Origin of the sequence: Spirillospora sp. NPDC127506 (assembly GCF_040302145.1) — a bacterium.
Taxonomy (GTDB): domain Bacteria; phylum Actinomycetota; class Actinomycetes; order Streptosporangiales; family Streptosporangiaceae; genus Spirillospora.
The window spans coordinates 1-25,505 of the sequence record NZ_JBEORG010000056.1; the positions used below are offsets into that span (position 1 = coordinate 1).

The 25,505-nt window shown below is 74.0% G+C and carries 24 protein-coding genes; 16 read left to right on the forward strand and 8 right to left on the reverse strand.

Going from position 1 to position 25,505, the window contains the following annotated elements:
• Nucleotides 1–113: 113 nt before the first annotated feature.
• Complete coding sequence (locus ABTW95_RS32310) at nt 114–926, reverse strand: DUF3097 domain-containing protein (protein ID WP_500228285.1); 813 nt, start codon at nt 924–926, stop codon at nt 114–116.
• A gap of 205 nt (nt 927–1,131) precedes the next feature.
• On the opposite strand from ABTW95_RS32310, the gene hrcA reads away from it, so the two are divergent.
• The 3 genes from hrcA to ABTW95_RS32325 all read left to right on the forward strand — a co-directional run bounded on the left by hrcA (nt 1,132) and on the right by ABTW95_RS32325 (nt 4,090).
• The gene (gene hrcA / locus ABTW95_RS32315) at nt 1,132–2,145 is read left to right on the forward strand and encodes a heat-inducible transcriptional repressor HrcA (protein WP_396445199.1); all 1,014 of its coding nucleotides are present in this window, start codon (nt 1,132–1,134) and stop codon (nt 2,143–2,145) included.
• Nucleotide 2,146: 1 nt separating this feature from the next.
• On the forward strand, nt 2,147–3,283 hold the full coding sequence (gene dnaJ, locus ABTW95_RS32320; RefSeq protein WP_396445198.1) for a molecular chaperone DnaJ: 1,137 nt from the start codon (nt 2,147–2,149) through the stop codon (nt 3,281–3,283).
• Nucleotides 3,284–3,358: 75 nt separating this feature from the next.
• Complete coding sequence (locus ABTW95_RS32325; RefSeq protein WP_396445197.1) at nt 3,359–4,090, forward strand: 16S rRNA (uracil(1498)-N(3))-methyltransferase; 732 nt, start codon at nt 3,359–3,361, stop codon at nt 4,088–4,090.
• A gap of 103 nt (nt 4,091–4,193) precedes the next feature.
• Here the strand turns inward: ABTW95_RS32325 and ABTW95_RS32330 are convergent, their stop codons facing one another.
• Together ABTW95_RS32330 and ABTW95_RS32335 are read right to left on the reverse strand one after the other, a co-directional pair.
• Nucleotides 4,194–4,886 carry a hypothetical protein gene (locus ABTW95_RS32330; protein ID WP_396445196.1) on the reverse strand — a complete coding sequence of 231 codons (693 nt, stop codon included), beginning with the start codon at nt 4,884–4,886 and terminating at the stop codon, nt 4,194–4,196.
• The gene (locus tag ABTW95_RS32335; protein ID WP_396445312.1) at nt 4,883–5,470 is read right to left on the reverse strand and encodes a SigE family RNA polymerase sigma factor; all 588 of its coding nucleotides are present in this window, start codon (nt 5,468–5,470) and stop codon (nt 4,883–4,885) included. The genes ABTW95_RS32330 and ABTW95_RS32335 overlap by 4 nt, the downstream gene beginning before the upstream one ends.
• Before the next feature lie 290 nt (nt 5,471–5,760).
• On the opposite strand from ABTW95_RS32335, the gene ABTW95_RS32340 reads away from it, so the two are divergent.
• The 4 genes from ABTW95_RS32340 to ABTW95_RS32355 all read left to right on the forward strand — a co-directional run bounded on the left by ABTW95_RS32340 (nt 5,761) and on the right by ABTW95_RS32355 (nt 9,155).
• Entirely contained in the window at nt 5,761–6,105 is a 345-nt protein-coding gene (locus tag ABTW95_RS32340) for a histidine triad nucleotide-binding protein (RefSeq protein WP_396445195.1), read from the forward strand.
• Nucleotides 6,106–6,277: 172 nt separating this feature from the next.
• A complete protein-coding gene (locus tag ABTW95_RS32345; protein WP_396445194.1) occupies nt 6,278–7,351 on the forward strand; it encodes a PhoH family protein in 1,074 nt (357 codons plus the stop codon).
• On the forward strand, nt 7,348–7,824 hold the full coding sequence (gene ybeY / locus ABTW95_RS32350; protein WP_396445193.1) for an rRNA maturation RNase YbeY: 477 nt from the start codon (nt 7,348–7,350) through the stop codon (nt 7,822–7,824). The genes ABTW95_RS32345 and ybeY overlap by 4 nt, the downstream gene beginning before the upstream one ends.
• Nucleotides 7,824–9,155, forward strand: a complete 1,332-nt coding sequence (locus tag ABTW95_RS32355) for a hemolysin family protein (protein WP_396445192.1) — start codon at nt 7,824–7,826, stop codon at nt 9,153–9,155. Before ybeY ends, ABTW95_RS32355 begins: the two co-directional genes overlap by 1 nt.
• Before the next feature lie 27 nt (nt 9,156–9,182).
• Here the strand turns inward: ABTW95_RS32355 and ABTW95_RS32360 are convergent, their stop codons facing one another.
• Nucleotides 9,183–9,515, reverse strand: coding sequence for a cytidine deaminase-like protein (locus tag ABTW95_RS32360; RefSeq protein ID WP_396445191.1), 333 nt, complete (start codon nt 9,513–9,515; stop codon nt 9,183–9,185).
• A gap of 101 nt (nt 9,516–9,616) precedes the next feature.
• Here ABTW95_RS32360 and ABTW95_RS32365 point away from each other — a divergent pair, with 101 nt between their 5' ends.
• From ABTW95_RS32365 to era, 3 genes are all read left to right on the forward strand, one after another.
• Entirely contained in the window at nt 9,617–11,743 is a 2,127-nt protein-coding gene (locus ABTW95_RS32365; RefSeq protein WP_396445190.1) for an MMPL family transporter, read from the forward strand.
• 50 nt (nt 11,744–11,793) lie between these two features.
• Entirely contained in the window at nt 11,794–15,120 is a 3,327-nt protein-coding gene (locus ABTW95_RS32370; protein WP_396445189.1) for an ATP-binding protein, read from the forward strand.
• A gap of 124 nt (nt 15,121–15,244) precedes the next feature.
• Complete coding sequence (gene era, locus ABTW95_RS32375; protein WP_396454999.1) at nt 15,245–16,141, forward strand: GTPase Era; 897 nt, start codon at nt 15,245–15,247, stop codon at nt 16,139–16,141.
• On the opposite strand, the gene ABTW95_RS32380 is transcribed toward era, so the two are convergent.
• Nucleotides 16,132–16,899 carry a hypothetical protein gene (locus ABTW95_RS32380; RefSeq protein ID WP_500228286.1) on the reverse strand — a complete coding sequence of 256 codons (768 nt, stop codon included), beginning with the start codon at nt 16,897–16,899 and terminating at the stop codon, nt 16,132–16,134. The two genes, era and ABTW95_RS32380, sit on opposite strands and share 10 nt — an antisense overlap.
• 100 nt (nt 16,900–16,999) lie before the next feature.
• On the opposite strand from ABTW95_RS32380, the gene ABTW95_RS32385 reads away from it, so the two are divergent.
• The 4 genes from ABTW95_RS32385 (at nt 17,000) to ABTW95_RS32400 (ending at nt 21,812) form a co-directional block, all read left to right on the forward strand.
• Nucleotides 17,000–17,611: a hypothetical protein gene (locus ABTW95_RS32385; protein WP_396445186.1), complete on the forward strand. Its 612-nt coding sequence runs from the start codon at nt 17,000–17,002 to the stop codon at nt 17,609–17,611.
• A 1-nt stretch (nt 17,612) separates the two neighbouring features.
• Entirely contained in the window at nt 17,613–18,386 is a 774-nt protein-coding gene (gene ddaH, locus ABTW95_RS32390) for a dimethylargininase (protein ID WP_396445185.1), read from the forward strand.
• 244 nt (nt 18,387–18,630) lie between these two features.
• On the forward strand, nt 18,631–20,343 hold the full coding sequence (gene leuA / locus ABTW95_RS32395; protein WP_396445184.1) for a 2-isopropylmalate synthase: 1,713 nt from the start codon (nt 18,631–18,633) through the stop codon (nt 20,341–20,343).
• 272 nt (nt 20,344–20,615) lie between these two features.
• The gene (locus ABTW95_RS32400; RefSeq protein ID WP_396445182.1) at nt 20,616–21,812 is read left to right on the forward strand and encodes an erythromycin esterase family protein; all 1,197 of its coding nucleotides are present in this window, start codon (nt 20,616–20,618) and stop codon (nt 21,810–21,812) included.
• Between the two features lie 42 nt (nt 21,813–21,854).
• Here the strand turns inward: ABTW95_RS32400 and ABTW95_RS32405 are convergent, their stop codons facing one another.
• Both ABTW95_RS32405 and ABTW95_RS32410 read right to left on the reverse strand, forming a co-directional pair.
• Entirely contained in the window at nt 21,855–22,109 is a 255-nt protein-coding gene (locus tag ABTW95_RS32405; protein WP_396445181.1) for a protealysin inhibitor emfourin, read from the reverse strand.
• Between the two features lie 4 nt (nt 22,110–22,113).
• Entirely contained in the window at nt 22,114–23,154 is a 1,041-nt protein-coding gene (locus ABTW95_RS32410; RefSeq protein WP_500228287.1) for a M4 family metallopeptidase, read from the reverse strand.
• 185 nt (nt 23,155–23,339) lie between these two features.
• On the opposite strand from ABTW95_RS32410, the gene recO reads away from it, so the two are divergent.
• Nucleotides 23,340–24,104: a DNA repair protein RecO gene (recO, locus tag ABTW95_RS32415; protein WP_396445179.1), complete on the forward strand. Its 765-nt coding sequence runs from the start codon at nt 23,340–23,342 to the stop codon at nt 24,102–24,104.
• Nucleotides 24,101–24,898, forward strand: coding sequence for an isoprenyl transferase (locus ABTW95_RS32420; protein ID WP_396445178.1), 798 nt, complete (start codon nt 24,101–24,103; stop codon nt 24,896–24,898). The genes recO and ABTW95_RS32420 overlap by 4 nt, the downstream gene beginning before the upstream one ends.
• A 55-nt stretch (nt 24,899–24,953) precedes the next feature.
• On the opposite strand, the gene ABTW95_RS32425 is transcribed toward ABTW95_RS32420, so the two are convergent.
• A complete protein-coding gene (locus ABTW95_RS32425) occupies nt 24,954–25,379 on the reverse strand; it encodes an OsmC family protein (protein WP_396445177.1) in 426 nt (141 codons plus the stop codon).
• Nucleotides 25,380–25,505: the final 126 nt, after the last annotated feature.

Sequence of the window (25,505 nt, forward strand, 5' to 3'; positions counted from 1 at the left end):
ACTCAACAACAAGGTCGCGGTTCCAAAGAGCCAGCCCCACCGGCAGCGTCTACATCCCTAGTCTCACTGGGTTCCAGGGGGTCGCCCCCCTGGGCAAACACAGCCCCCTGGGGCTACACAGTTACGAAATCTATTAGTTCTTCTACGCGGCCTAGCAGGGCCGGTTCCAGGTCGGTGTAGGTGTTGACCGAGTTCAGGATCCGCTTCCAGGCCGCGCCGGTGTCGTCGCCCCAGCCGAGTTCGGCGATGACGCCCTCCTTCCACGGGATGCCGCGGGGGATGCGGGGCCAGGCGCGGATGCCCACGGTCGCGGGCTTGACGGCCTCCCAGATGTCGATGAACGGGTGCCCGGTGACGAGGACGTGCGGTGACGAGACCTGCGCGGCGATCCGGGACTCCTTGGACCCCTCCACCAGGTGGTCGACGAGGACGCCGAGGCGGCGGTCCTCGTCCGGGCCGAACTCCTCGACGATGGCGGGCAGGTCGTCGACGCCTTCGAGGTATTCCACGACGACGCCTTCGACGCGCAGGTCGTGGCCCCAGATCTTCTCGACCAGCTCGGCGTCGTGGACGCCCTCCACGTAGATGCGGCTCTCCTTGGCCACCTGGGCGCGCAGCCCCTGGACGGCGACTGAGCCGGACGCCGAACGGGCCGGGCCCTTGGGCGCGGCGGACGGCCGCACGAGCGTGACCGGCTCGCCGTCGATCAGGAAGCCGGACTTGGTGAGCGGGAAGACGCGGCGCTTGCCGAACCGGTCCTCCAGGGTGACGCCGAACTTGTCGCAGCCGACGACGGCGCCGCAGAACCCGCTGTCCGGATCCTCCGCGACCAGCCCCGGTTCGGCGGGGACCTCGGGGATCCGGCCCTTGCGCGGTCTGCGCCAGTCGCCGGCGAGCACGTCGTTTCCGTAGTCCTTGCTGCGCACGGGTCCGCACATTAACCCGGCTCGGGCGCCGTGCGGCGTCGCCCCTCGTCCCCCGGCGTGGCGTCCGCGCCCGATGCGGATAGGATCACGCAGCCGTACGGGAGTGCGCGAGCACTCCGATCAGGCTTTCGGGGCCGTACACTTGGCACTCAGGAGTAAGGAGTGCCAGCGGCGGGGAGGCCGGCCGGACGAGGGAGGTGACGCCGTGCTGGACGACCGTAAACTCGCAGTCCTGCGCGCCATCGTCGAGGACTTCGTCTCCACTAACGAGCCGGTGGGGTCGAAGGCCCTGGCGGAGCGGCACAACCTGGGAGTGTCGCCGGCGACCATCCGCAACGACATGGCGGTGCTCGAGGAGCAGGGCTACATCACCCAGCCGCACACCAGCGCCGGGCGCGTGCCCACCGACAAGGGCTACCGGCTGTTCGTCGACCGGCTGTCCACGATCAAGCCGCTGTCGGTCGCCGAGCGGCGCGCGATCGAGACGTTCCTGTCCGGCGCCTACGACCTCGACGACGTCGTCAGCCGCACGGTGCGGCTGCTCGCGCAGCTCACCCGGCAGGTCGCCGTCGTGCAGTACCCGTCGCTGACGCGCTCGTCGGTGCGGCACGTCGAGCTGGTCCAGGTCGCCGAGGGGCGGCTGCTGCTCGTCCTGATCACCAACACCGGGCGGGTGGAGCAGCGCGTCATCGAGACGCCGGGCCCGGTCTCCGAGGAATCGATCGGGCACCTGCGGGCGTTGCTCAATACATGCCTGGACGGGCTCGGCCTCGGCGACGTGCCGGCGGCGGTGGCCGACCTCCCCGAGAAGGTGGGGCCGGACGACCGGCCGGCGGCGGCCGCGGTGCTGTCCGTCCTGCTGGAGACGCTCGTCGAGAAGCACGAGGAGAAGATCGTCTTCGCCGGCGCCGCCAACCTCGCCGCCGTGGACTTCTCGCAGAGCCTGCGGGAGGTGCTGGTGGCGCTTGAGGAGCAGGTCGTCCTCATGCGGCTGCTCGGCGAGACCGGAGACTCCTCTACAGTTACGGTGCGGATCGGCACCGAGAACCCCGACCTGGGCCTCAGATCGACCTCGGTCGTCGCCGCGGACTACGGGGTGGGCGACCTCACCTTGGCCCGGCTTGGAGTGCTCGGGCCTACACGCATGGATTACCCCAGCACGATGGGAGCGGTACGGGCAGTGGCACGCTACGTGGGACAGATCCTGGCGGGGTCGTAAGGTGGCGAACGACTACTACGCGACACTGGGCGTCCGGCGCGACGCCAGCGCCGACGAGGTGAAGAAGGCCTACCGCCGGCTCGCGCGCGAGCTCCACCCGGACGTCAACCCGGATCCGGAGACCCAGGAGAAGTTCAAGGAGATCACCCAGGCGTACGAGGTGCTCTCCGACCCCAAGAAGCGCGAGATGTACGACCTCGGCGCGGACCCGTTCGCCTCCGGGGGCGGCGCGGGCGCCGGAGGGTTCGGCGGCGCCGGGTTCCCGTTCAGCGACATCATGGACGCGTTCTTCGGGACGGCGACCTCGCGCGGCCCGCGGTCGCGGGCGCGGCGCGGCCGGAACGCGACGCTGCGGGTCGAGCTCGACCTCGCCGAGACCGCGTTCGGCACGACCCGCGAGCTGTCCATCGACACCGCGGTGACCTGCGCCACCTGCGAGGGGTCGGGCTGCGCGCCCGGCACCCACCCGGAGACGTGCGAGACCTGCCACGGCCGCGGCGAGGTGCAGCAGGTGCAGCGCTCGTTCCTCGGCCAGGTCATGACGGCGCGGCCGTGCCCGGCGTGCGGCGGGTTCGGGTCGGTGATCCGCAACCCGTGCACCGAGTGCTCCGGCGACGGCCGCGTCCGCACCCGGCGCACCGTCAAGGTCAAGATCCCGGCCGGGGTGGAGAACGGCATCCACATCCAGCTCGCCGGCGAGGGCGAGGTCGGCCCGGGCGGCGGCCCGCCCGGCGACCTGTTCCTGGAGATCGTGGAGAAGCCGCACCCGATCTTCGAGCGGGAGGGCGACGACCTGCACTGCACGGTCGAGATCCCGATGACCGCGGCGGCGCTCGGCACCAGCGTGACGATCGAGACGCTGGACGCGGCCGAGAGCGTCGACATCAAGCCCGGCACGCAGTCGGGGCAGGTCATCACGCTGTACAACCGGGGCGTCCGGCACCTCAACGAGAGCGGCCGCGGCGACCTGATGATCCACGTGAACGTGGAGACGCCGACCCGGCTGGACGAGGAGCAGGAGGAGCTGCTGCGCCGCCTCGCGGCCCTGCGCGGCGAGGAGCGCCCGCCCGGCAGGTTCGCCCCCGGGCAGCGCAGCGGCGTGTTCTCCCGCATCAAGGACGTCTTCAACCAGCACTGAAGGGCCGTGGCGGAGGCATACCGGGAGGGCCTCCGCGGCGACTCGGAGCGCGGGTGACCCCGGGGGAGGACCCATATGAGCCCGCCGGTGTTCCTCACCGGGACGGACGCGCTGGAGCGCGGCACGGTCGTCCTGGACGGCCCCGAGGGCAGGCACGCGGCGGCCGTGCGGCGGCTGCGGCCCGGTGAGCGCGTCGACCTGACCGACGGCGCCGGGCTGCTGGCCGAGTGCGTCGTCACCGCCGCCGACCGCGCGTCCCTCACGCTGGACGTGCGGGCGCGGCACCGGCAGCCGCCCCCGGCGCCGCGCATCGTGGTCGTCCAGGCGCTGCCGAAGGGCGACCGGGGCGAACTGGCCGTCGAGGCCATGACCGAGGTCGGCGTGGACGTGATCGTGCCGTGGGCGGCGGACCGCTGCGTCACCCGGTGGCGTCCCGAACGCCGCGAGAAAGCCCTCGGACGCTGGCGCACGACCGCGCGGGAGGCCGCCAAGCAGGCGCGCCGCAGCAGGCTCCCCGACGTGCCGGATCTGGCGTCCACCGAGGACGTCGCCGCGCGGGTCGCCGGGGCGTCCCTGGCCCTCGTGCTGCACGAGGAGGCGGAGGCGCCGCTGAGCGCCGCCGAGCCGCCCCGGGACGGCGACATCGTCCTCGTGGTCGGCCCCGAAGGCGGGATCACGGACGCGGAGCTGGACCGGTTCGCCTCGGCGGGCGGACGCCCGGCCAGGCTCGGCCCGACCGTGCTGCGCACGTCGACGGCCGGGGTGGCGGCGGCCAGCGTGCTGCTGGCCGCCACCGGACGCTGGTGAAGCCCCTGCCGCGGGCCGTCAGAGCACGCGGGCCGTCAGAGCACGCGGGCCGTCAGAGCACGCGGGCCGTCAGGGCGCGCCGGCGGTCAGAACGTGCCGGCCGTCAGGGCGTCGTGGCCGCGGCGCCCTGCTCCGTCGTGCCCGCCGGTTCGCTCGTCGGCGTCTGCGTCGGAGTGTCGGTGGGCTTGCCGGAGGTCGGCGGCGCGGTCGGCGTCGACGGCGGCGGCGTGGTCGCCGGCGTGGTCGGCGTCTCGCTCGGGCACGGCGTGGCCGCCGGGGTCGGCGTGGCGGTCGTGCCGGGCGAGGCGGACGCGGCGCCCGGCTGCGGGATGCGGCACGACGACAGGCCCGGCGAGGAGCTGGGGCTCGTCGTCGGCGAGGCCGACGGGGAGCCGGACGCGCTGGCCCCCGGCGACGACGGGTCGGGGAACTGCGGGTTGCCCTGGGCGTCGGTGCGGTCCCTGCCGGTGTCGTTCCCCCCGCCGTCCGCGGGCCCGTTGTTGCCGACCGTCTGCTGGATGAGGCTCATGGTCTGCGGGGCCGTCACGCCGAGCGCGGCGATCAGGACGGCGGCGGCCACGGCGAGCACGGGCCGCGCCCAGCCGACGGTGAACCGGTCCAACCCGAACCGGGCGGGGCCGAGGAACCGTCCGAGACCGAACCGGCGGCTCTGGCCGTCGGCTATGCGGGCCCGGATGCGCTCCAGCCCGTCGCCCGCGGGGTTGACCGAGTCCGCCTCCGCGTGCAGGGCGCGGCGGAGGATCTCGCCGTGCTCGTCGTGGGGGTCGGTGGTCATGAGAATTGCTCCAGGACGTTGCGTAGTGCGGTCATGCCGCGCGCCGTGTGGCTCTTCACGGCACCGCGGGAGATGCCCATCGCCTTCGCGATCTCCGCTTCGGAGAGATCGGCGTAGTAGCGGAGGACGAGCGCCTCCCGCTGGCGGGCGGGCAGCCGGGACAGCGCGTCGATGACCGCCGAGCGTTCCAGCTCCCCGATGGCCCCGGCCTCCGCGCTCGGCGCGTCGGGCAGGCCCTTCGGGGCGTACTTCTCGACGACGGCGCGATGCCGGAGCACCGATCGCGACCGGTTCACCACGGACTGGCGCAGGTACGACAGGGCCTTGTCGGGGTCGCGCAGGCGCCGCCAGCCGCCGTGCATCGCGACGAACGCGTCCTGGACGACCTCCTCGGCCGTCCCGGCGTCCCGTACGAGCATGGCGGCGAGGCGTACGAGCGAGCGGTAGTTGGCGCTGTAGAGCGCGGTCACCGCCTGGTCGGCGTCCCAGGCGACGGCCACCGCCCCCGCCGTGCCCCTGGCCACGAGGGTCTCGGTCACGTCAGTTCGACGCGCGCCCTCCTGGCCCGGTTTACGAAAGGGCATGTCCTGGTCTGCCTCGGTCACCTGTCCGCCGCCTTCGCCGACCCCGGCCGTCCATTCGGACGGGCTCCCTCGGGGCGGCATGAATCGGGCGCCCCGCCCGAACCGGCAGGACGCGGCAACGCCGTGCGGACCGGGGGGTACGCCTTGAGTTGACAACCTTAACCAGTGACCGGCCGTCATGGTGACCGCAACCGGAGGTCGATCACCCGGAACCGTGTCCGCGGCGGGCCGCGGGGCCCGCTCCCGATAGGATTCCGGGGCCGGCCACGGGCCGCGGCGAGGGGAGACAGATGATCGACTGCCTGTTCTGCAAGATCGTTTCCGGGGACGTGCCCGCGAAGATCGTCCGCGAGTCGGCGGGGACGGTGGCCTTCCGCGACATCAACCCGCAGGCGCCCACCCACGTGCTGGTCATCCCGCGCGACCACCACCCGGACGTCGGGGAGCTCGCCGCCTCCGACGCCGAGCTGCTCGCCGAGGTGCTGCGCGAGGCGCACCGGGTCGCCGTCGACGAGGGCATCGCCGAGGCCGGCTACCGGGTCGTGTTCAACACCGGCGCCCAGGCCGGGCAGACCGTCTTCCACGTGCACGCCCACGTGCTGGGCGGCCGCGGCCTCAACTGGCCGCCCGGCTGACCGCCCCGCCGGGGCCCGCCGGGGCCCCGCCGCCCGGGGACGCGGCCGGGTGATCGCGCGGCGCGAAAAAACCTTTCGGCGCCCTGCCGGGGGCGGTCGGTACGATGGAAACGACATATCTGGACACCCGGAGCAGACAGAAGGCAGGTCCGAAGGCCGCAAGGCCCGGCTGATGGTCGAATCAACTCATACGAGGGCAACTCGCACGGAGCGCGACGACCGCGACGGCTCGCGCGCACAGATCAAGATCGTGGTGCCGGACGACCATTCGATGGTGAGCCTGCTGGGCTCCCGGGATGAGCTGCTCCACGCGATCGAGCAGTCGTTCGGCAGCGACATCGACATCCACGTCCGCGGCAACGAGATCACCGTGACCGGCCCGCAGGCCGACACGGACCTGGCGTCCCGGCTGTTCAGCGAGATGCTGGAGCTGCTGAAGGGCGGCACCCAGCTCACCCCCGACGCGGTGGAGCGCAGCCTCGCGATGCTGCGCGGCGAGAACGGCACGCGCCCGGCGGAGGTCCTGACCCTGGACGTGCTGTCCAGCCGGGGCCGCACGATCCGCCCGAAGACGCTGAACCAGCGGCGCTACGTCGACGCGATCGACAAGCACACGATCGTGTTCGGGATCGGCCCCGCCGGCACCGGCAAGACGTACCTGGCGATGGCCAAGGCCGTCCGCGCGCTGCAGGACAAGCAGGTCAACCGCATCATCCTGACGCGTCCCGCGGTCGAGGCGGGGGAGCGGCTCGGGTTCCTGCCCGGCACGCTCTACGAGAAGATCGACCCGTACCTGCGGCCGCTGTACGACGCGCTGCACGACATGGTCGACCCCGACTCGATCCCGCGCCTGATGGCCGCCGGCACCATCGAGGTCGCCCCCCTGGCGTACATGCGCGGGCGGACCCTCAACGACTCGTTCATCATCCTCGACGAGGCGCAGAACACCTCGCCCGAGCAGATGAAGATGTTCCTCACCCGGCTCGGCTTCGGGTCGAAGGTGGTCGTGACCGGCGACGTCACCCAGGTCGACCTGCCGAGCGGGCAGACCAGCGGGCTCCGCGTCGTCCAGGACATCCTGGAGGGCGTCGAGGACATCGACTTCTGCCGGCTGAGCAGCCGCGACGTCGTCCGGCACAAGCTCGTCACCGACATCGTCGACGCCTACAACCGGTGGGACGAGGCGCGCGTGCCGGAGCTCAAGCAGGGCCCCCGCGGAGGGTCCCGCAAGCGGGGGCGGCAGTGACCGTCGAGGTGCTGAACGAGTCGGGCGTCCAGGTCGACGAGCAGGCGATCGCGGCGCTGTCCCGGCACGTCCTCGACGGGATGCGCGTGCATCCGCTGGCGGAGCTGTCGGTCCTGCTGGTCGACGAGGCCGCGATGACCGAGCTGCACGAGAAGTGGATGGACGAGCCCGGCCCGACCGACGTGCTCTCCTTCCCGATGGACGAGCTGCGCCCAGGCCACATGTCGGGCGGCGCCGACGAGGACGGCGAGACCGACCCGGGGCTGCTCGGCGACGTCGTCCTGTGCCCGGCGGTGGCGGAGCGGCAGGCGCGGTCGGCGGGGCACAGCACCGAGGACGAGCTGGAGCTGCTGTGCGCGCACGGCATCCTCCACCTCCTCGGCTACGACCACGCCGAGCCGGAAGAGCACCGGGAGATGTTCGGCCTGCAGGCCGAGCTGCTCACCTCCTGGCGGGAGAAACGCGGCGGCTGATGAGCACGACGCAGGCGTGGCTGTCCGCCCTGGCGGCGGGCCTGGTCTTCATGGCGGGCCTGCTGGCCGGCACCGAGACGGCGCTCGCCCGGGTCTCCCGCGTCACCGTCGACGAGGTCGTCCGCGAGGGGCGGCGCGGCGCGCGCAAGCTCGCCGAGGTCGTCGCCGACCCGGCCCGCTACGTCAACATGGTGCTGCTGCTGCGGATCGGCTGCGAGCTGGTCGCCACCGTGATCGTCGCGGACCTGTGCATCTCCTGGCTGGACGAGACGTGGCGCGCCTACGTCACCGCCGCCGCGATCATGATCGTGGTCAGCTACGTGGTGATCGGCGTCGGCCCCCGCACGCTCGGCATCCAGCACGCCGACCGGATCGCGCTCGCGGGCGCCGCGGTGATCCACCCGGTGACCCGGGTGCTCGGGCCGCTGCCCGCGCTGCTGATCGCGCTCGGCAACGCGCTGACGCCCGGCAAGGGGTTCCGGGAGGGCCCGTTCGCGTCCGAGGCGGAGCTGCGCGACCTCGTCGACCTCGCCGAGCAGCGCGAACTGATCGAGCCGGTCGAGCGGGAGATGATCCACTCGGTGTTCGAGCTGGGCGACACCCTCGTCCGCGAGGTGATGGTGCCGCGCACCGACATCGTGTTCATCGAGCGCACGAAGACGCTGCGGCAGGCGATGTCCCTCGCGCTGCGCAGCGGGTTCTCCCGCATCCCCGTCGTCGGCGAGAACGAGGACGACGTCGTCGGCATCGCCTACCTGAAGGACGTCGTCCGCCGCGCGCAGGAGCACCCCGAGGGCGAGTCCACCGAGACGGTCGACTCGGTCATGCGCCCGGCCACCTACGTGCCCGACAGCAAGCCGATCGACGAGCTGCTGCGGGAGATGCAGGCCCGGCAGACGCACGTGGCGATCGTCATCGACGAGTACGGCGGCACCGCCGGGCTCGTCACCATCGAGGACATCCTGGAGGAGATCGTCGGGGAGATCACCGACGAGTACGACCGGGAGATCCCGCCGGTCACCCGGCTCCCGGACGGCTCCGCCCGCGTCACCGCCCGCCTCCCCGTCGAGGACCTCGCCGAGCTGTTCGACGTCGAACTCGACGCCGAGGACGTCGAGACGGTCGGCGGCCTGCTGGCGCACGCCCTCGGCCGCGTCCCCATCGAGGGCTCCACGGCGGAGGTCGGCTCCGGCGAGGGCGGCCCCGTCCTCTCCCTCAAGGCCGAGACCATCGCCGGCCGCCGCAACCGGATCGGCACGGTGCTGGTGAAGAGGCTGGGCGCCACCGCGGCGGACGCGCCGGCGGCCGGGGAGTCCGACCGGTCCCGCTGACCCGCCCGGTCGGCGGCCGGTGCCCGGTCAGAGGGTGGTGCGCAGCGTGCCGTCGGGGGCGGCCACCAGTACGGGGGCCTTGGGCCCGAGGTCGCGGACGGCCTGGACGTCGGACGGGTCGGGCGCGCCGGCGGCCGTCACCACGGCCGCGGCCTCCAGGTCCTCGGCGCCGCTGGACACGGCCATCGCCACGGCGGCCTTGAGGGCGGAGAGCTTGAGCGACGGCAGGTCCACGCTCGTGGCGTTGTAGGTGCGGCCCGTCTCGTCGCGCACGGCCGCGCCCTCGGCGGCGCCCGTGCGGGCCCGCGCCGACCTGGCCAGGGTGATGATCTTGGCGTCCTCGGGGTTCAGCTCGCTCACGCCGCCAAGCGTACGGGGTCGCTCGCAAGTCAGCGCCAAGTGGGCGGCAAGGGCCCCGCGCGACCCTCGGACGGTCAGACAAGCCGATTCGGGGAGTGAACATGTCCCGTCTGCTCTACCGCCTGGGAAGGTCCGCGGCGCTGCGGCCCTGGCGGTTCATCGTGGTGTGGCTGGCGCTCGTCGCGGCCGTGGCCGGTTTCGCCGGGGTCGCGGGCGGCGCCCTGCACGACGACTACACGCTGGCGGGGTCGGGGTCCCAGCGGGCCACGGACCTGCTGAGGGAGCGGTTCCCGGCGCTGTCGGGCGCGGACGCGCGGGTCGTCGTCCACGCCGATTCGGGGACGGTCGACCGGGCGAAGCTGGCCGCGGCGGCCGGTGAGCTGGCGAAGCTGCCGCACGTGAGCGAGGTGAGCCCGGCGCAGCCGAGCCCGGACGGGGCGACCGCGCTGATCACCGTCCGGTACGCGGTGCCCGTCACGGACCTGGCGCCCGAGGAGACGCTCGACCGGCTGCGGTCGGCGACGCGGGGGCTGGCCGGGTACCAGGTGGAGTTCGGCGGGCAGGTGCCGGAGAACGTCATGGCGCCCGGCGGCCTCGCCGAGGCGATCGGGATCGTGGCCGCGCTGGTGATCCTGTTCCTGGCGTTCGGGTCGGTGGTGGCGGCCGGGCTGCCGCTGGCGGTGGCCTTGGCCGGGCTCGGCGCGGGCGTGTCCGGCATCACGCTGCTGGCCGCGGTCACCGACGTGGCCACGACCGCGCCGACCCTGGCGACCATGGTCGGGCTCGGCGTCGGCATCGACTACGCGCTGCTCATCCTCACCCGGCACCGCGAGGGGCTCGCCGCGGGCATGGACGTGCCGGAGGCGGCGGGACGGGCCATCGCGACCGCCGGGCAGTCGGTGCTGTTCGCCGGGGTCACGGTGCTGCTCGCGCTGTGCGGGCTGGTGCTGTCCCGCATCCCGGTCTTCATGACCATGGGCTTCACGACCGGCCTCGTCGTCGCGGCGACCGTGCTGAGCGCGGTCACCCTGCTGCCGGCGGTGCTGGGGCTGGCCGGGCGGCGGGTGCTGCGCCGCCGCGACCGGGCCGCCGGCGCGGCGATCGCGGTCGGGTCGCCGCGGGTGCGGCGCTGGGCCGCGCACGTCGGGCGGCGCCCGTGGCCGTGGCTGCTGGCCGCGTCGGTGCTGATGCTCGCGCTGGCCGCGCCGGCGCTCGCCATGCGGACCTGGCCGAGCGACGCGAGCAGCGAGCCGGCGTCCAACACCGTCCGGAAGGCCTACGACCTGGTCGCCGACGCCTACGGGCCCGGCGCGAACGGGCCGCTGCTCGTCACCGTCGACCTGCGGGAGACCGATGCCGGCGCCCTGCCGGGGCTGGGGCGGCGGCTGGCCGGGACCGACGGCGTCGCCGCCGTCGCGCCGCCGGTGACGTCCCCGCACGGCGACGCCGCGGTGATCGTGGTCACCCCGGAGTACGGGCCGCAGGACGCGCGGGTGACCGGCCTCGTCGACCGGATCCGCGCGGACGCGCTGCCGCCCGGCGCGGAGATCACCGGGCTGACCGCCATCTACGTGGACCTCTCCCGGGTGCTGTCCGACCGGCTGTGGCCGGTGATCGGCGTCGTCGTCGCCACGTCCTTCGTCATGCTGATGATCGTGTTCCGGTCGCTGGTGGCGCCGCTGAAGGCCGCCGCGATGAACCTGCTGTCGATCGCCGCCGCGTACGGGGTGCTGACCGCCGTGTTCCAGTGGGGCTGGGGCGCCGGGCTGCTCGGGCTGCCGCACAGCGTCCCGGTGTCGTCGTTCATCCCGCTGCTGCTGTTCGCGGTCCTGTTCGGGGTGTCGATGGACTACGAGGTGTTCCTGCTGTCGCGGGTCAGGGAGGAGTGGCTGCTGCACGGCGACGCGCGCGGCTCGGTCACCTCCGGCCTCGCCGCGACCGGCCGGGTCATCTCCAGCGCGGCGCTGATCATGGTGGCGGTGTTCCTCGGCTTCGCCGCCGACCCCAGCCTGGTGATCAAGCAGATGGGGGTGGGCCTCGCGGTCGCGGTGGCGCTGGACGCGACCGTCGTGCGGCTCGTGCTGGTGCCCGCGGCGATGACGCTGCTCGGCCGGGCCAACTGGTGGCTGCCGCGCCCGCTCGCCCGCGTCCTGCCGGAGATCGACCCGCACGGCGGCGCCGCCCCCGCGGCCGCGGATGCGCGGGAGCCCGAACCCAGCCGCGCGTAGCGGGGAGTGATCGCGATGGGGGGACATGTCCCGGTTAGGCTGGTCGGGACATGTCGCCTGTCGTACGCGTGCTCGGATCCTTCGGCGCCGAGGTGGCGGGGGAGCCCGCCGACCTCGGCGGTCCGCGGCAGCGCTCGGTGCTGGCGCGGCTCGTCGCCGCGCGGGGCCGGATGGTGCCCGCCGAGCGGCTCGTCGACGACCTGTGGGCGGAGGCGGCGCCGCCGCGCGCCGCGGCCGGCCTCCAGTCGTTCGTGTCGCACCTGCGGCGCGCTCTCGAACCGGACCGCCCGCCCCGCACGCCCGCGCGGATCCTGGTCACCGAGCCGCCCGGGTACGCGCTCCGGCTGCCGGACGGCGCGGTCGACGCGTGGCGGTTCGACGCGCTGATCGACGCGGCCGCCGACGCGCTGGAGGCCGATCCGGCCGGCGCCCGGCGCAGCGCGGAGGCGGCGCTCGCCGAATGGCGCGGCCCCGCCTACGCCGAGTTCGCGGACCTGCCGTGGGCCGCCGCCGAGGCCGCCCGCCTGGACGAGCGGCGCCGCCTCGCCGCCGAGCGCCGCGCCGACGCCATGCTCCGGCTCGGCGCCGCCGCCGAGGCCGTCCCCGACCTGGAGGCGCACGCCGCCGCCAACCCGCTGCGCGAGGAGGCGTGGCGGCTGCTCGCCCTCGCCCTCTACCGCGCCGGGCGCCAGGGCGACGCCCTCGGGGCGCTGCGCCGCGCCCGCGCGGTCCTCACCGAGGAGCTCGGCGTCGACCCCGGCCCCGCCCTGCGCCGGCTGGAGGCCGCCATCCTCGCCCAGGCCCCGGAGCTCGGGCAGCCGGAACCGGTGCGCCCCGTCCTGCGGCTCGCGCCCGAACCCGCCGAGCAGCCCGCCTTCGTCGGGCGCGCCGCCGAACTCGCCCGCCTCGCGGACGCGGCCCGCGAGGCCGCGGCCGGGCGCGGCGGCGCCGTCCTCGTCGCCGGCGACGCGGGCATGGGCAAGACCGCGCTCGCCGAGCGGTTCGCCGCGGACCTCGCCGAGCAGGGCTGGACGTGCGCGTGGGGCCGGGCGCCCGAGACCGGCGGCGCGCCCGCGGCCTGGCCGTGGGCCGAGCTGCTGCGCGACCTCACCGCCGCCGCGCCGCCCGCCGCCGGCCTCGCCGGCCGCCTCGCCCCGCTGCTGGACGACGCCGCCACCGGCCCCGGCGGCGCCGACGTCACCACGGGGCGGTTCCGGCTCCACCTCGCCGTCGGCGACTACCTCACCGGGCTCGCGGACACGGCACCGCTGCTGCTCGTCCTCGACGACCTGCACTGGGCCGACGAGGAGACCCTCGCCCTGCTCGTGCGGCTCGCCGGGCGGCTGCGGGACCGCCGCGTCCTGTTGGTGGCCACGTTCCGGCAGACCGAGGTCGCCGAGGGCCTCGCCGCCGCGCTCGCGGCCCTCGCCCGGCACGAACCCGTCCGGATCGACCTCGGCGGGCTGTCGCCGGACGAGGTCGCCGTCCTGGTCCGCGCCACCTGCGCCACCCGCCTGGACGCCGCGGAGCTGTCCGCCATCGCCGAGCGGACCGGCGGCAACCCCTTCTTCACCCGCGAGACGGCCCGGCTCCTGGACGCCGAGGGCCTGCCCGCCGCGACCCGCCGGGTGCCCGCCGGCGTCGGCGACGTGCTGCGCCGCCGGATCGCCCGGCTGCCGGAGCCGGCCCGCGCCGTGCTGCGGGACGCCGCCGTCATCGGCCGCGACGCCGACCTGCGCGTCCTCGCCGAGCTGGCCGGGGACGAGGAGACGGTGCTGGACGCCGTCGAGGCGGGGCTGAGCAGCGGCCTGGTCACCGAGCCCGCGCCGGGCCGGATGCGGTTCGCGCACGCCCTCGTCCGCGACACCCTCTACGCCGGGCTGTCCCGGGCCCGCCGCACCCGGCTGCACGGCCGCGTCGCCGCCGCCCTGGAGCGGCACACGCCCGATGAGGCCGCCGCGCTCGCGCACCACTACCTGGAGTCCGGCGCCGAGCCGGACAAGGCCGTCCGCTACGCGAAGCGCGCCGCCGCGGCCGCCGAGGCGCGCTTCGCGCACGGCGCCGCCGCCGACCTGTGGGCCCGCGCCGTCGACACGCTGCGGGCGCGGGGCCCCGGCGCGACCCGCGAGCGGCTGGAGGCGGAGGCCGCCGCGATCCGCGCCGGCGCGCTCGCCGGGCAGATCGTCGCCGCCCGCGAGCGGCGGCTGGCCGCGATCGCCGACGCCCGCGCCTTCGGCGACGTCCGGCTGCTCGCCCGCATCATCGCGAGCTTCGACGTCCCCACGCTGTGGACGAGCCGCGAGTACGGCACCGTCGACCACGCCGTCGTGGAGGCCACCGACGAGGCGCTCGCGCGGCTCCCCGCCGACGAGGCCGAGCTCCGCGTCCGGCTGCTGACCACCCTCGCGATGGAGCTGGAGGGCGAGCAGCACGACCGCGGCCTCACCGCGTCCGACGAGGCCATCGCCACGGCGCGGCGCCTCGGCGTCCCCGAGCTGCTCGCCGCCGCGCTGAACGGCGGCTACATCAACGGGTACCGGGACGCGGACGGCCTGCACCGCCGGCGCCGGCTCGCCACCGAGCTGCTCGGCCTCGCCGCCGAGCACGACCTCGGCACCTACCTCGTCCTCGCGCACCTGCAGCTCCAGCAGGTCGCCGTCGCCGCGCTCGACCTGCCGGCCGCGCACCGCCACCTGGTCGAGGGCAGGCGGCTCGCCGAGCAGTACGGCCTGCCGCTGCTCGCCCAGATCGCCGGCTGGCACGCCGGGCTGGCGCTCGCCTTCGCCGCCCGCTTCGACGAGGCCGAGCGCGCCTACGAGGAGATCGGCGGCGCCATCGGCCGCACCGGGATCTGGTTCAGCGAGCAGGGGATGGTGTTCGTCGGGATCTTCTGCCTGCGGCTCGTGCAGGGCCGCGCCGGGGAACTGGTGGACGGCGCCGCGTGGCTGCACCGGCAGTGGAGCCACGTCGAGGCCACCGCCGACATCCACGCCCTCGCCCTCGCCTCCGCCGGGCGCACCGCGGAGGCGCGGCGGGTCGCCGCCGGCACCGGTCCCGTCCGGCGCGACTACTTCTACGACCTCACCATGGCGGTCCGGGCGCTGCGCGCGATCGCCCTCGGCGAGCGCGCGCTGGCCGAGGAGGTCTACACGGCGCTGCTGCCCTACGAGGGGCACGTCAGCGGCGGCTCGACCGCCGTCGCCACCCTCGGGCCCGTGGCGCAGGTCCTCGGCGACCTCGCCGTCTTCCTGGAACTCCCCGCCGAGACCGCCGCCGCCCACTACCGCAGGGCCGCCGAGGTGGCCCGCCGCCTGGGCGCCGCCCGCTGGGTCGAGGACGCGACCGCCGCCCTAGACCGCCTGGGCGCCGCGGCATGACCGGGAGACCGTCCCGGCGCGACTACACTTGCCGTCACACCAGCCGTCGCAGCCTCCGGCCGCGATCGCACCGCGGTTCCCGACGACGGAGGGCCGCCAGGGCCCGGAGGAGGGGGACACCGCGATGACCATGCGCGCCGGGTTCGCGTGCTTCATCGGGCGGCCGAACGTCGGCAAGTCGACCCTGATGAACGCCCTCGTCGGGACCAAGGTGGCGATCACCAGCAGCCGCCCGCAGACGACGCGGCGGGCCATCCGCGGGATCGTGCACCGGCCGGACGCGCAGCTCGTCATCGTCGACACGCCCGGCCTGCACAAGCCCAGGACGCTGCTCGGGGAGCGCCTCGACAGCCTGGTCCGGTCGACGCTGACCGAGGTCGACGTGATCGGCTTCTGCGTCCCCGCCGACCAGCCGGTCGGGCCCGGCGACAAGTACATCGCGCGGGAACTGGCCGCGGTGAAGAAGACGCCGGTGGTCGCGATCGTGACCAAGACCGACCTGGTCGCGCCCGAGCGGGTCGCCGAGCAGCTCCTCGCCGTCGGGCGGCTCGGCGAGTTCGCCGACATCGTGCCGTGCTCCGCGGCGGACGGGTTCCAGGTCGGCCTCGTCGGCGACCTGCTGATCTCCCACCTGCCCGAGGGCATGCCGCTCTACCCGGAGGGCGACCTCACCGACGAGCCCGAGCAGGTCATGATCAGCGAGCTGATCCGGGAGGCGGCGCTGGAGGGCGTCCGCGACGAGCTGCCCCACTCGATCGCCGTGGTGGTGGACGAGATGGCGCCGCGGGAGGGCCGCGACGACCTCGTCGACGTCTACGCGCACCTGTACGTCGAGCGGCCCAGCCAGAAGGGCATCATCATCGGGCACAAGGGCTCGCGGCTCCGCGAGGTCGGCGCGGCGGCGCGGCGGCAGATCGAGGCGCTGCTCGGCACGAAGGTGTTCCTCGACCTGCGCGTCAGCGTCCTCAAGGACTGGCAGCGCGACCCGAAGCAGCTCCGCCGCCTCGGGTTCTACGACTGATCCTTCCCCGGCTCGGGCTCGGGCCGCGGTGCCGGGTGCGGGGGCTCCTCCGGCCCGTCCGGCCCCCGGCCCCACGCCCGGTCCTCGTCGGGCCAGGCGGCGGCCTCGCCGGGCTGCTCCGGGTAGGCGTACTGCGGCTCGTACCGGTGCGGGGCGGGCCGCTGCGAGCGCGCCACCCGCTCGCCGATCGGGCGGGCCAGGCTGAAGCCGATCACGAACAGGGACGCGACGACCGCCAGGTACCAGCCGTAGCGGACGGTGATCTGGTAGCCGAGGTCCAGGCCGGTCTCGGGCAGGTCGTCGCGGACGTCGCCGAGCCGCAGCACGAAGATGCCGCAGACCAGCAGCGCCAGCGCCCCCGGGACGGCGGCGAGCCCGCCGATCCGCGAGTCCCGGCCGATCAGGTCCCAGAAGGCCAGCGCGATCGCGATGACCGCCAGCACGGGGACGGCGAGGACCATGTCGTCGGCGTCGATGCCGGCCACGCTGCCGAGGTCGCGGCTGAGCGTCCGGCCGAACAGCTCCAGGACGGCGTCCGCGTGCGCCCACGGCAGGAACGCCGACACGAGCAGCGCGGACGCGGAGGCGATCACGGCGATGATCCACGGGGCGCCGCGCCGCTGCGCGGGCGGCTGCGGGGGCGGCTGCGCGGCGGGCTCTGCCGGATCGCCCGCGGGCGGCGGATAGCCGTCGACTGGCGGCAGGAAGGACGGGCGCGAGCGCGCGCGTCCCGCGTCGGAACCCAGGTCACCGGTCATGAACCCAGCGTAAGGGCAGGGACGGCATTGCCCGGGACGGCCACGTCGGGGCCCGCGGATCGGTACGTTGGACAAAGTCCGTTATGGGAGGAGAACCCCGGTGTTGCTCGTTTTCGGCCTGACGGCGGTGTTCCGTACGGTCAGCGAGGGGACGTTCCACTGCCCGCAGTGCGGCGGCGACCGCGCCTACCGCAGGCGCGCGGGGCGCCGCTGGTTCTCGGTGTTCTTCGTCCCGATGGTGCCGCTGTGGCGGCTCGGCCACGCCGTGGAGTGCCGGAAGTGCCGCGGCCGGTTTCCCGTCTCGGCGCTGCGGACGCCGACCGCGCAGCAGATGGCCGAGACGCTCGCCGCGGGGATGCGCGCGGCGGCCGCGCTGGTGCTGCGGGCCGGCGACCCGTCGAACGCGGCGGCCCGCGCCCGCGCGATCGCGACGGTCACCGGGTACGGCGAGCCCGACTACGACGCGGAGGCCGTGCAGGCCGACCTCGCGCTGCGCCGCACGTTCCTGGAGCGGGAGGTCGTGCGGGCCGGGGCCCAGCTCGCGGTGGAGGCCAAGGAGTGGTTCCTCGCCCAGGCCGTCCGCATCGGCCTGGCGGACGGGCCGCTCGGCGAGGGCGAGCGGCGGGCCCTGCACGCCATCGCGGATCTGCTCGGCATGTCCCGCGCGTACGCGCTGGGCGTGATCGTGACCACGGAGGGGGCGTCGCACTGACATGGAGGGCGCTGACAGGCAGGCGGCGGGCACGGCGCTGGTCCGCCCGCCCGGGCCGCGGATCGCCGAGGGGATCGTCACGCACGCCGAGCCCCGCCCGGTGGACGCCGCGCTCGCGGCGCGCCAGCACGAGGCGTACGTCGCGGCGCTGCGCTCGGCGGGCTGGCTGATCCGCGCGGTCCCGCCCGCCGACGACCACCCCGACGCGGTGTTCGTCGAGGACGCGCTGGTCGTCTCCGGCGACGTCGCGATCGTGTGCCGGTCGGGGGAGGAGCGCCGCCGGGGCGAGCGCGCGGGCGCGGAGCGGGCGGCGCGCGAGCTGGGCCTGCGGATCGAGCGGATCAAGGCGCCGGGCACCCTGGACGGCGGCGACGTGCTGAGCGTCGGCGACACCGTCTACGTGGGGCGCGGCGCCCGCACCAACGAGGAGGGCATCTGCCAGCTCGCGCACCTGCTGGGCGGGCGGAAGGTCGTCCCGGTGGACACCCGCGGCTGCCTGCACCTGAAGTCGGCGCTGACCGCGCTGCCGGACGGCGGCCTCATCGGCATGCCGGACATGGTGGACACCTCGGTGCTGCCGTGCATGCGCGTCGCCCCCGAGCCGTCGGGCGCCCACGTGGTGATCCTCGGACCCGGCCACGTCCTGATGGCGGCCTCCGCGCCGCGCACGGCGGCGCAGCTGGCCGCGGACGGCCTGCGCGTCACCAGCGTCGACATCAGCGAGTTCGAGGCGCTCGACGGCTGCGTGACCTGCCTCTCCGTCCTCGTCCCCTGACCCCCGGCGGGGAATGCCCCGGGCTCAGGGGAGCGTTCGGTGAGACGGAGGAGGCCCCTGTCGTCTCAGCATCCGGACGCCGGTTTCCGTAACCCGGATGGCATCTGTTAACTTGGCGAGCGTGTTGCGTGAGCTGCTCCTCCTTAGCGGCCGCAGCGGGGGCCTGTAGAACAGGTCGGCTCCCTCGCTGCGGGACTTTGACGTGGACGTCGGCCGCGAGGTTCGAGCAGAGAGATCTCAACGGATGTATCCGCAACAGCAGTCTTCCGGCATGCCCTTCCAGCGCTACCGCCCGTTCGAGCCGATCAGGCTGGCGGACCGCACCTGGCCGGACGCCGTCATCACCGAGGCGCCGCGCTGGTGCGCCGTCGACCTGCGGGACGGCAACCAGGCCCTGATCGACCCGATGGACTCCCACCGCAAGCTCAAGATGTTCGAGCTGCTGGTACGGATGGGCTACAAGGAGATCGAGGTCGGGTTCCCGGCGGCCAGCCAGACCGACTTCGACTTCGTCCGGCAGATCATCGAAGAGGACCGGATCCCCGGCGACGTCGTCATCCAGGTGCTGACCCAGGCCCGCCCCGAGCTGATCGAGCGGACCTTCGAGGCGGTGCGCGGCGCCAGGCAGGCGATCGTCCACCTGTACAACTCGACCAGCACGCTGCAGCGCCGCGTGGTGTTCGGCCAGGACAAGGACGGCATCACCGCGATCGCGGTCGAGGGCGCCAAGCTGTGCGCCAAGCTCGCCGAGGACATGGGCGACACCGAGATCTACTTCCAGTACTCGCCGGAGTCGTTCACCGGCACCGAGCTGGAGTACGCCGTCGAGGTCTGCAACGCGGTCAACGACGTCTGGAAGCCCACCCCCGACCGGAAGGTCATCGTCAACCTGCCGGCGACCGTCGAGATGGCGACGCCGAACGTGTACGCCGACCAGATCGAGTGGATGAACCGGAACCTCGCCTACCGCGACTCCGTCGTCCTGTCGCTGCACCCCCACAACGACCGCGGCACGGCCGTCGCGGCCGCCGAGCTGGGCTACATGGCGGGCGCCGACCGCATCGAGGGCTGCCTGTTCGGCAACGGCGAGCGCACCGGCAACGTCTGCCTGGTCACCCTCGGCCTGAACCTGTTCACCCAGGGCGTCGACCCGATGATCGACTTCTCCGACATCGACGAGATCCGCCGGACGGTCGAGTACTGCAACCAGCTGCCCGTCCACGAGCGGCACCCCTACGGCGGCGACCTGGTCTACACCGCCTTCTCCGGCTCCCACCAGGACGCCATCAACAAGGGCTTCGACCACCTGCGCCGCGACGCCGAGGCCGCCGGGGTACCGGTGGACGAGTACCGCTGGGAGGTCCCGTACCTGCCGATCGACCCGCACGACGTCGGCCGGACGTACGAGGCCGTCATCCGGGTCAACAGCCAGTCCGGCAAGGGCGGCGTCGCCTACATCATGAAGACCGAGCACTCCCTGGAGCTGCCGCGCCGGCTGCAGATCGAGTTCTCCCGGGTCGTCCAGGAGCACACCGACAGCGAGGGCGGCGAGGTCACGCCCGAGCGCATGTGGGAGATCTTCCAGGACGAGTTCCTCGCCAACGGCCCGCGCGCCGGACTGCTGGCGCACCGCGCCACGTCCCGCGTGGACGAGAAGGACGTGCTCAGCTGCGACGTCCGCATCGACGGCGAGATCCGCGAGATCGAGGGCGTCGGCAACGGCCCCGTCTCCGCGTTCGAGGACGCGCTCGCCACGGTCGGGATCGGCGTGCGCGTGCTGGACTACGCCGAGCACGCGATGAGCGCCGGCGGCGACGCCCGCGCCGCCGCCTACGTCGAGTGCGAGGTGGACGGCACGACGGTCTGGGGCGTCGGCATCGACGGCAACATCGTGACCGCCTCCCTCAAGGCGATCCTGTCCGCGGTGAACCGGGTGTCCCGGACGCAAGTAGCGTAGGCCGCCCGCGCCCTCGCGCCGGATGGCCCTCGACGTGCTCGGCTACGAGCCCCCACCCGGCTGCGGGACGAGCGGGGCCGGCCGGTCGGCCTTGTGCCGCCCGAGTTCGGCGACCCGCTCTTCCCCGCGCCGGCGGAGGTCGTCGGCCGCGCCCTCGCCCAACGCCAGGTCAAGCCGGCCGGCCTCTCCCGCTGTTTGAAGCTTTTGGCTCGGTAACTGCGCTGTTTTCGGCCGAAAGCTTCACTCGGAATTTCAAAGATACTGTCGAAGGCATGGTTACTGGCATCAAGGACGCCGTGCGTGCCGTCGACGCCGCCGCCGTCATGGACCTCCTCCCGGACCGGCCCAGGATGCTCGCGCTGGGCGAGCCGACCCACGGCGAGGAGGTCCTGCTGGAGGTGCGCAACGACCTCTTCCGGCAGCTCGTCGAGCAGGAGGGCTACCGGTCGATCGCGATCGAGAGCGACTGCGTGATGGGCCTGGCCGTGGACGACTACGTCACCTCGGGCACGGGCACCCTCGACGAGGTGATGGAGCGCGGGTTCAGCCACGGCTGGGGCGCCTTTCCCGCCAACCGCGAGCTCGTCCGGTGGATGCGCGCGTACAACGAGGGCCGGCCCGCGTCCGAGCGGGTCCGCTTCGCCGGCTTCGACGGGCCGCTGGAGATGTCCCACGCCGCGAGCCCCCGGCGGGTGCTCACCGCGCTCCACGAGTACCTCGCATCCCGGGTCGGCGAGGACCTGCTGCCCTGCACCGCCGGAACGCTGGACCGCCTGGTCGGCGACGACGACCGCTGGACGGATCCGGCGGCGATGACGGACCCGTCCAAGTCGGTGGGGCGGTCGGCCGAGGCCGCGGAACTGCGGCTGCTGGCCGACGACCTCGCGGCGCTGCTCGACGCGCAGCCGCCGCCCCCGGCGGCCTCGCGGGACGACCACGACCGGGCGCGCCTCTACGCGCGCACCGCCACCGGCCTGCTGCGCTACCACCGCTGGATGGCGGACGCGTCACCGGCCCGCCTGACGTGGCTGGTGAGCGTGCGGGACGCCATGATGGCCGAGAACCTCCTGGCCGCGGCCGGACGGGGCCCCACCCTGGTGCACGCCCACAACGGCCATCTTCAGCGCGCCAAGAGCTCGATGCGGATGGGCGGGCGGCGGCTGGAATGGTGGAGCGCCGGCGCGCTCGCCGGCGCCCGCCTCGGCCGGGACTACGCCTTCCTCGCCGCGGCCCTCGGCACGATCCGGCACCGCGGCGTGGGCGCGCCGCCGCCGGACACCCTCGAAGGACGCCTGTACGCGCTGCCGGAGGACCGCTGCGTCGTCGACGCCCCGCGGCTGGCCATCGCCCTCGGCGGCGCGTGGCCCGCACCGCGCGTCTCGCCCTGGTTCGGCTACGCCCCGCTGGACCCGGCCCACCTGGCCGACATGGACGGAATCGTCTTCGTCAAGGACGCTCCACGGGCATAGCGGCCCTGCCCGGCCGGGCGCCCCGGGGGTGGCGCGGCGGGCTCAGCGGGCGCGGCCGAGGACGTGGTGCACCAGCTCGCGGAGGGGGCCGTGGAGCTGCGCCTCGCCGACGGTGGTGCGGTCGCCGTCGATGTCGATCTCGTAGAGGAACTGGTCGGGGATCCGCCCCGGCGGCGGCACCGTCTTCAAGTCCACCCGGTGGACGAGCCTCGTCAGCATGGGGTCGCTGGCGCTGTCGGACTCGGCGCGCCGCTCGATCCCCGCGAACCCTCCGCTGCGGACGACTGTGACCTTCAATGCCCTATCCGTTCGCCTCCAAGGGGACGCCTACCCCCGTCCAGGCCCGAGTCACGGCCTTCTCCTCGACGGAGCCGGCACCGTACAGCCGGGCCGCGGCCTGGACGGTCGCGGCGGCGAACCCGGCGAAGCCGACGTCGGTGGCCAGGGTGCCGCCGGTCAGCGCGTCGTACCAGACGCGCCCGGCCTTCTCCCAGGCGTTGCCGCCGATGGCGGTCGCCGCGAGGTAGAAGGCGTGGTTGGGGATGCCCGAGTTGATGTGGACGCCCCCGTTGTCGCGGTACGTCTCAACGTAGTGGTCCATGTGCGCGGGCTGCGGGTCCTTGCCGAGGCGGGGGTCGTCGTAGGCGGTGCCGGGCTCCTTCATCGAGCGCAGCGCGACGCCGTCGACGCCCTCGGCGAGCAGGCCCTGCCCGATGAGCCAGTCGGCGCGGTCGGCGGTCTGCCCGAGATGCCACTGCTTGATCAGCGAGCCGAACACGTCCGACATGGACTCGTTGAGGGCGCCCGCCTGGCCGTAGTACTCCAGGTTCGCGGTGTGCTGGGTGACGCCGTGGGCCAGCTCGTGGCCGGTGACGTCGAGGCAGCCGGTGAACGAGGTGAAGATGACGCCGTCGCCGTCGCCGTACACCATCTGCTCGCCGTTCCAGAAGGCGTTGTCGTACCGGTCGCCGTAGTGGACGGTCGAGACCATCCGCAGCCCGGCGCCGTCGATCGAGTTGCGCCGGTAGGCGGCCTCGAAGAAGTCGAAGGTCGCGCCGAGCCAGTCGTAGGCCTGGTCGGCCGCCTCGTCGCCGCAGGCGGGGGCGCCCTCGGCGCGGACGGTGCGGCCGGGCAGCTCCTCGCGGTGCCCCGCGTCGGCGATCGTCCGGTCGGGGACGAAGTCCTCGGAGGGAGCGGGGGCCTCCGCCGCGGTCATCTTGCGGTCGGTGAACTGCGCGGAGGTGAGCGCCAGCGTACGGCGGGCGCGGGCGCGGAGGGCCGGGTCGTCGGCGCCGCGGGCGATCCGCTCCAGCATGTGCGGTGGCACGATGTGGCATCTCATGCCCCAACGCTGCCACCTCGCTGTGGTTCAGGCCACAACTTTCGGCACGCCGTGTCGGCCGAATCCGATCACGGTACGTGATCGTTGTGCGGCGCAGTGATACCGGCCGGGTGACTTGTGCAGATCCTGGGGAGATGCCGGGCCGCGGCGCCGAGGCACACGGCGGCGTGCGTCAGAATGAACGGGTGACCCTCTACCGCGACGAAGGCATCGTGCTGCGCACCCAGAAGCTGGGCGAGGCCGATCGCATCGTGACGGTGCTGACCCGGCGGACCGGCCGGATCCGCGCCGCGGCCAAGGGGGTGCGCAAGACCAAATCCCGTTTCGGGGCGCGGCTGGAGCCGTTCACGCACGTGGACCTCCAGCTGTACGAGCGGCGCTCCCTCGACCTGATCACCCAGGCCGAGACGATCCGTCCCTACGGGGAGGCCCTCGTCGCCGACTACCCCCGCTACACGGCGGGGACGGCGATGCTGGAGACGGCGGAGAAGCTGACGAGCGAGGAGGGCGAGCCCGCGCTGCGGCAGTTCCTGCTGCTGGTCGGCGGGCTGCGCACGCTGGCCGAGCGGGGCCACGACCCCCGGCTCGTGCTGGACGCGTTCCTGCTGCGCTCGCTGTCGGTCGCCGGCTGGGCGCCCGCGCTGGACGAGTGCTGCCGCTGCGGCACCCGCGGCGGGCTGCGCGGGTTCGCCATCGCGGCGGGCGGCGCGGTCTGCGCGAACTGCCGGCAGCCGGGCGCGGCGACCCCGGCGCCGCCGACGTTCGCGCTGATGCTGGCGCTGCTGCGCGGCGACTGGGCGTACGCCGACGGCAGCGAGCAGCGCCACCGGGCGGAGGCCAGCGGCCTCGTCGCCGCCTACCTCCAGTGGCACCTGGAGCACGGGATCCGCTCGCTCCGGCACGTGGAGCGGGACGAGCACACCGACGACACCGACAGGGAGCGAGTTTGACCAGGGCCGTATCGCCGCCTGAGCCGCACCGGGACGGCGCCGTCCCGCCCGCGATCCCCGCGGAGCTGGTGCCGCGGCACGTCGCGATCGTCATGGACGGCAACGGCCGCTGGGCGAAGGAGCGCGGGCTGCCGCGCACCGAGGGGCACAAGCGCGGGGAGGACTCCCTCTTCGACGTCATCATGGGTGCGATCGAGCTGGGCGTCCCCTACCTGTCGGCGTACGCGTTCTCCACCGAGAACTGGAAGCGCTCCCCGGACGAGGTCCGCTTCCTCATGGGCTTCAACCGCGACGTGATCCGCCGGCGCCGCGACCAGCTCCACTCGATGGGCGTCCGCGTCCGCTGGGCCGGCCGGCGGCCGCGGCTGTGGCGCAGCGTCATCAAGGAGCTGGAGACGGCCGAGGAGATGACGCGCGACAACGACGTCCTCACCCTGCAGTTCTGCGTGAACTACGGCGGCCGGGCCGAGATCGCGGACGCCGCCGCGGCGATCGCCCGCGACGTCCGCGACGGCAGGCTCAATCCCGACCGGATCAACGAGAAGGTCTTCGCCCGCTACCTGGACGAGCCCGGCATCCCGGACGTCGACCTGTTCCTGCGCTCGTCGGGGGAGCAGCGCACGTCCAACTTCCTGCTCTGGCAGTCGGCCTACGCCGAGATGGTGTTCCTCGACACGCTCTGGCCGGACTTCGACCGCCGCCACCTGTGGCACGCGTGCGAGATCTACGCCTCGCGGGACCGCCGGTACGGCGGCGCGATCCCGAATCCCGTGGAGCCGGCCGCGGCCGGCTGACGTCCGGGCGCCGGGTGCCGGCGCCCGGACGCCGCCGGTCCTCGGGCGCCGGTCCTCAGGCGAGGGCGGCGTCGAGGGTGATGGTGGTGCCCGCCAGGGCCTTGCTGACCGGGCAGCCGGCCTTGGCGTCCTGGGCGAACTTCTCGAAGTCGGCGGCGGACAGTCCGGGGACGCTCGCCCGGACGGTCAGGTGGACGCCGGTGATGCCCTCGCCCGGCTGGAAGGTGACCTCGGCCTTGGTGTCCACCTTCTCGGGGGGCGACCCGGCGCCGGCGAGGGCGTGCGAGAGCGCCATCGAGAAGCAGGTGGAGTGCGCGGCGGCGATGAGCTCCTCCGGGCTCGTCCGGCCGCCCGGCTCCTCGGACCGCGATGCCCAGGTCACGTCGTACGTGCCGAGCTTCGAGGAGTCCAGCGAGACGGTCCCCTGGCCCTCGATGAGCGAGCCTTCCCAGTGCGCGTTTGCGGTGCGTGTCGTAGCCATGCCCCGATTCTTCACCATGGCCGGACTTCGCGGATCGCCAACACGTGGATCACCGGCACGTGGATCACCGGCACGGGAGAGCCCCGCGTCCGCGCGGCACATCGGAACGCGGACGCGGGGCGGTCC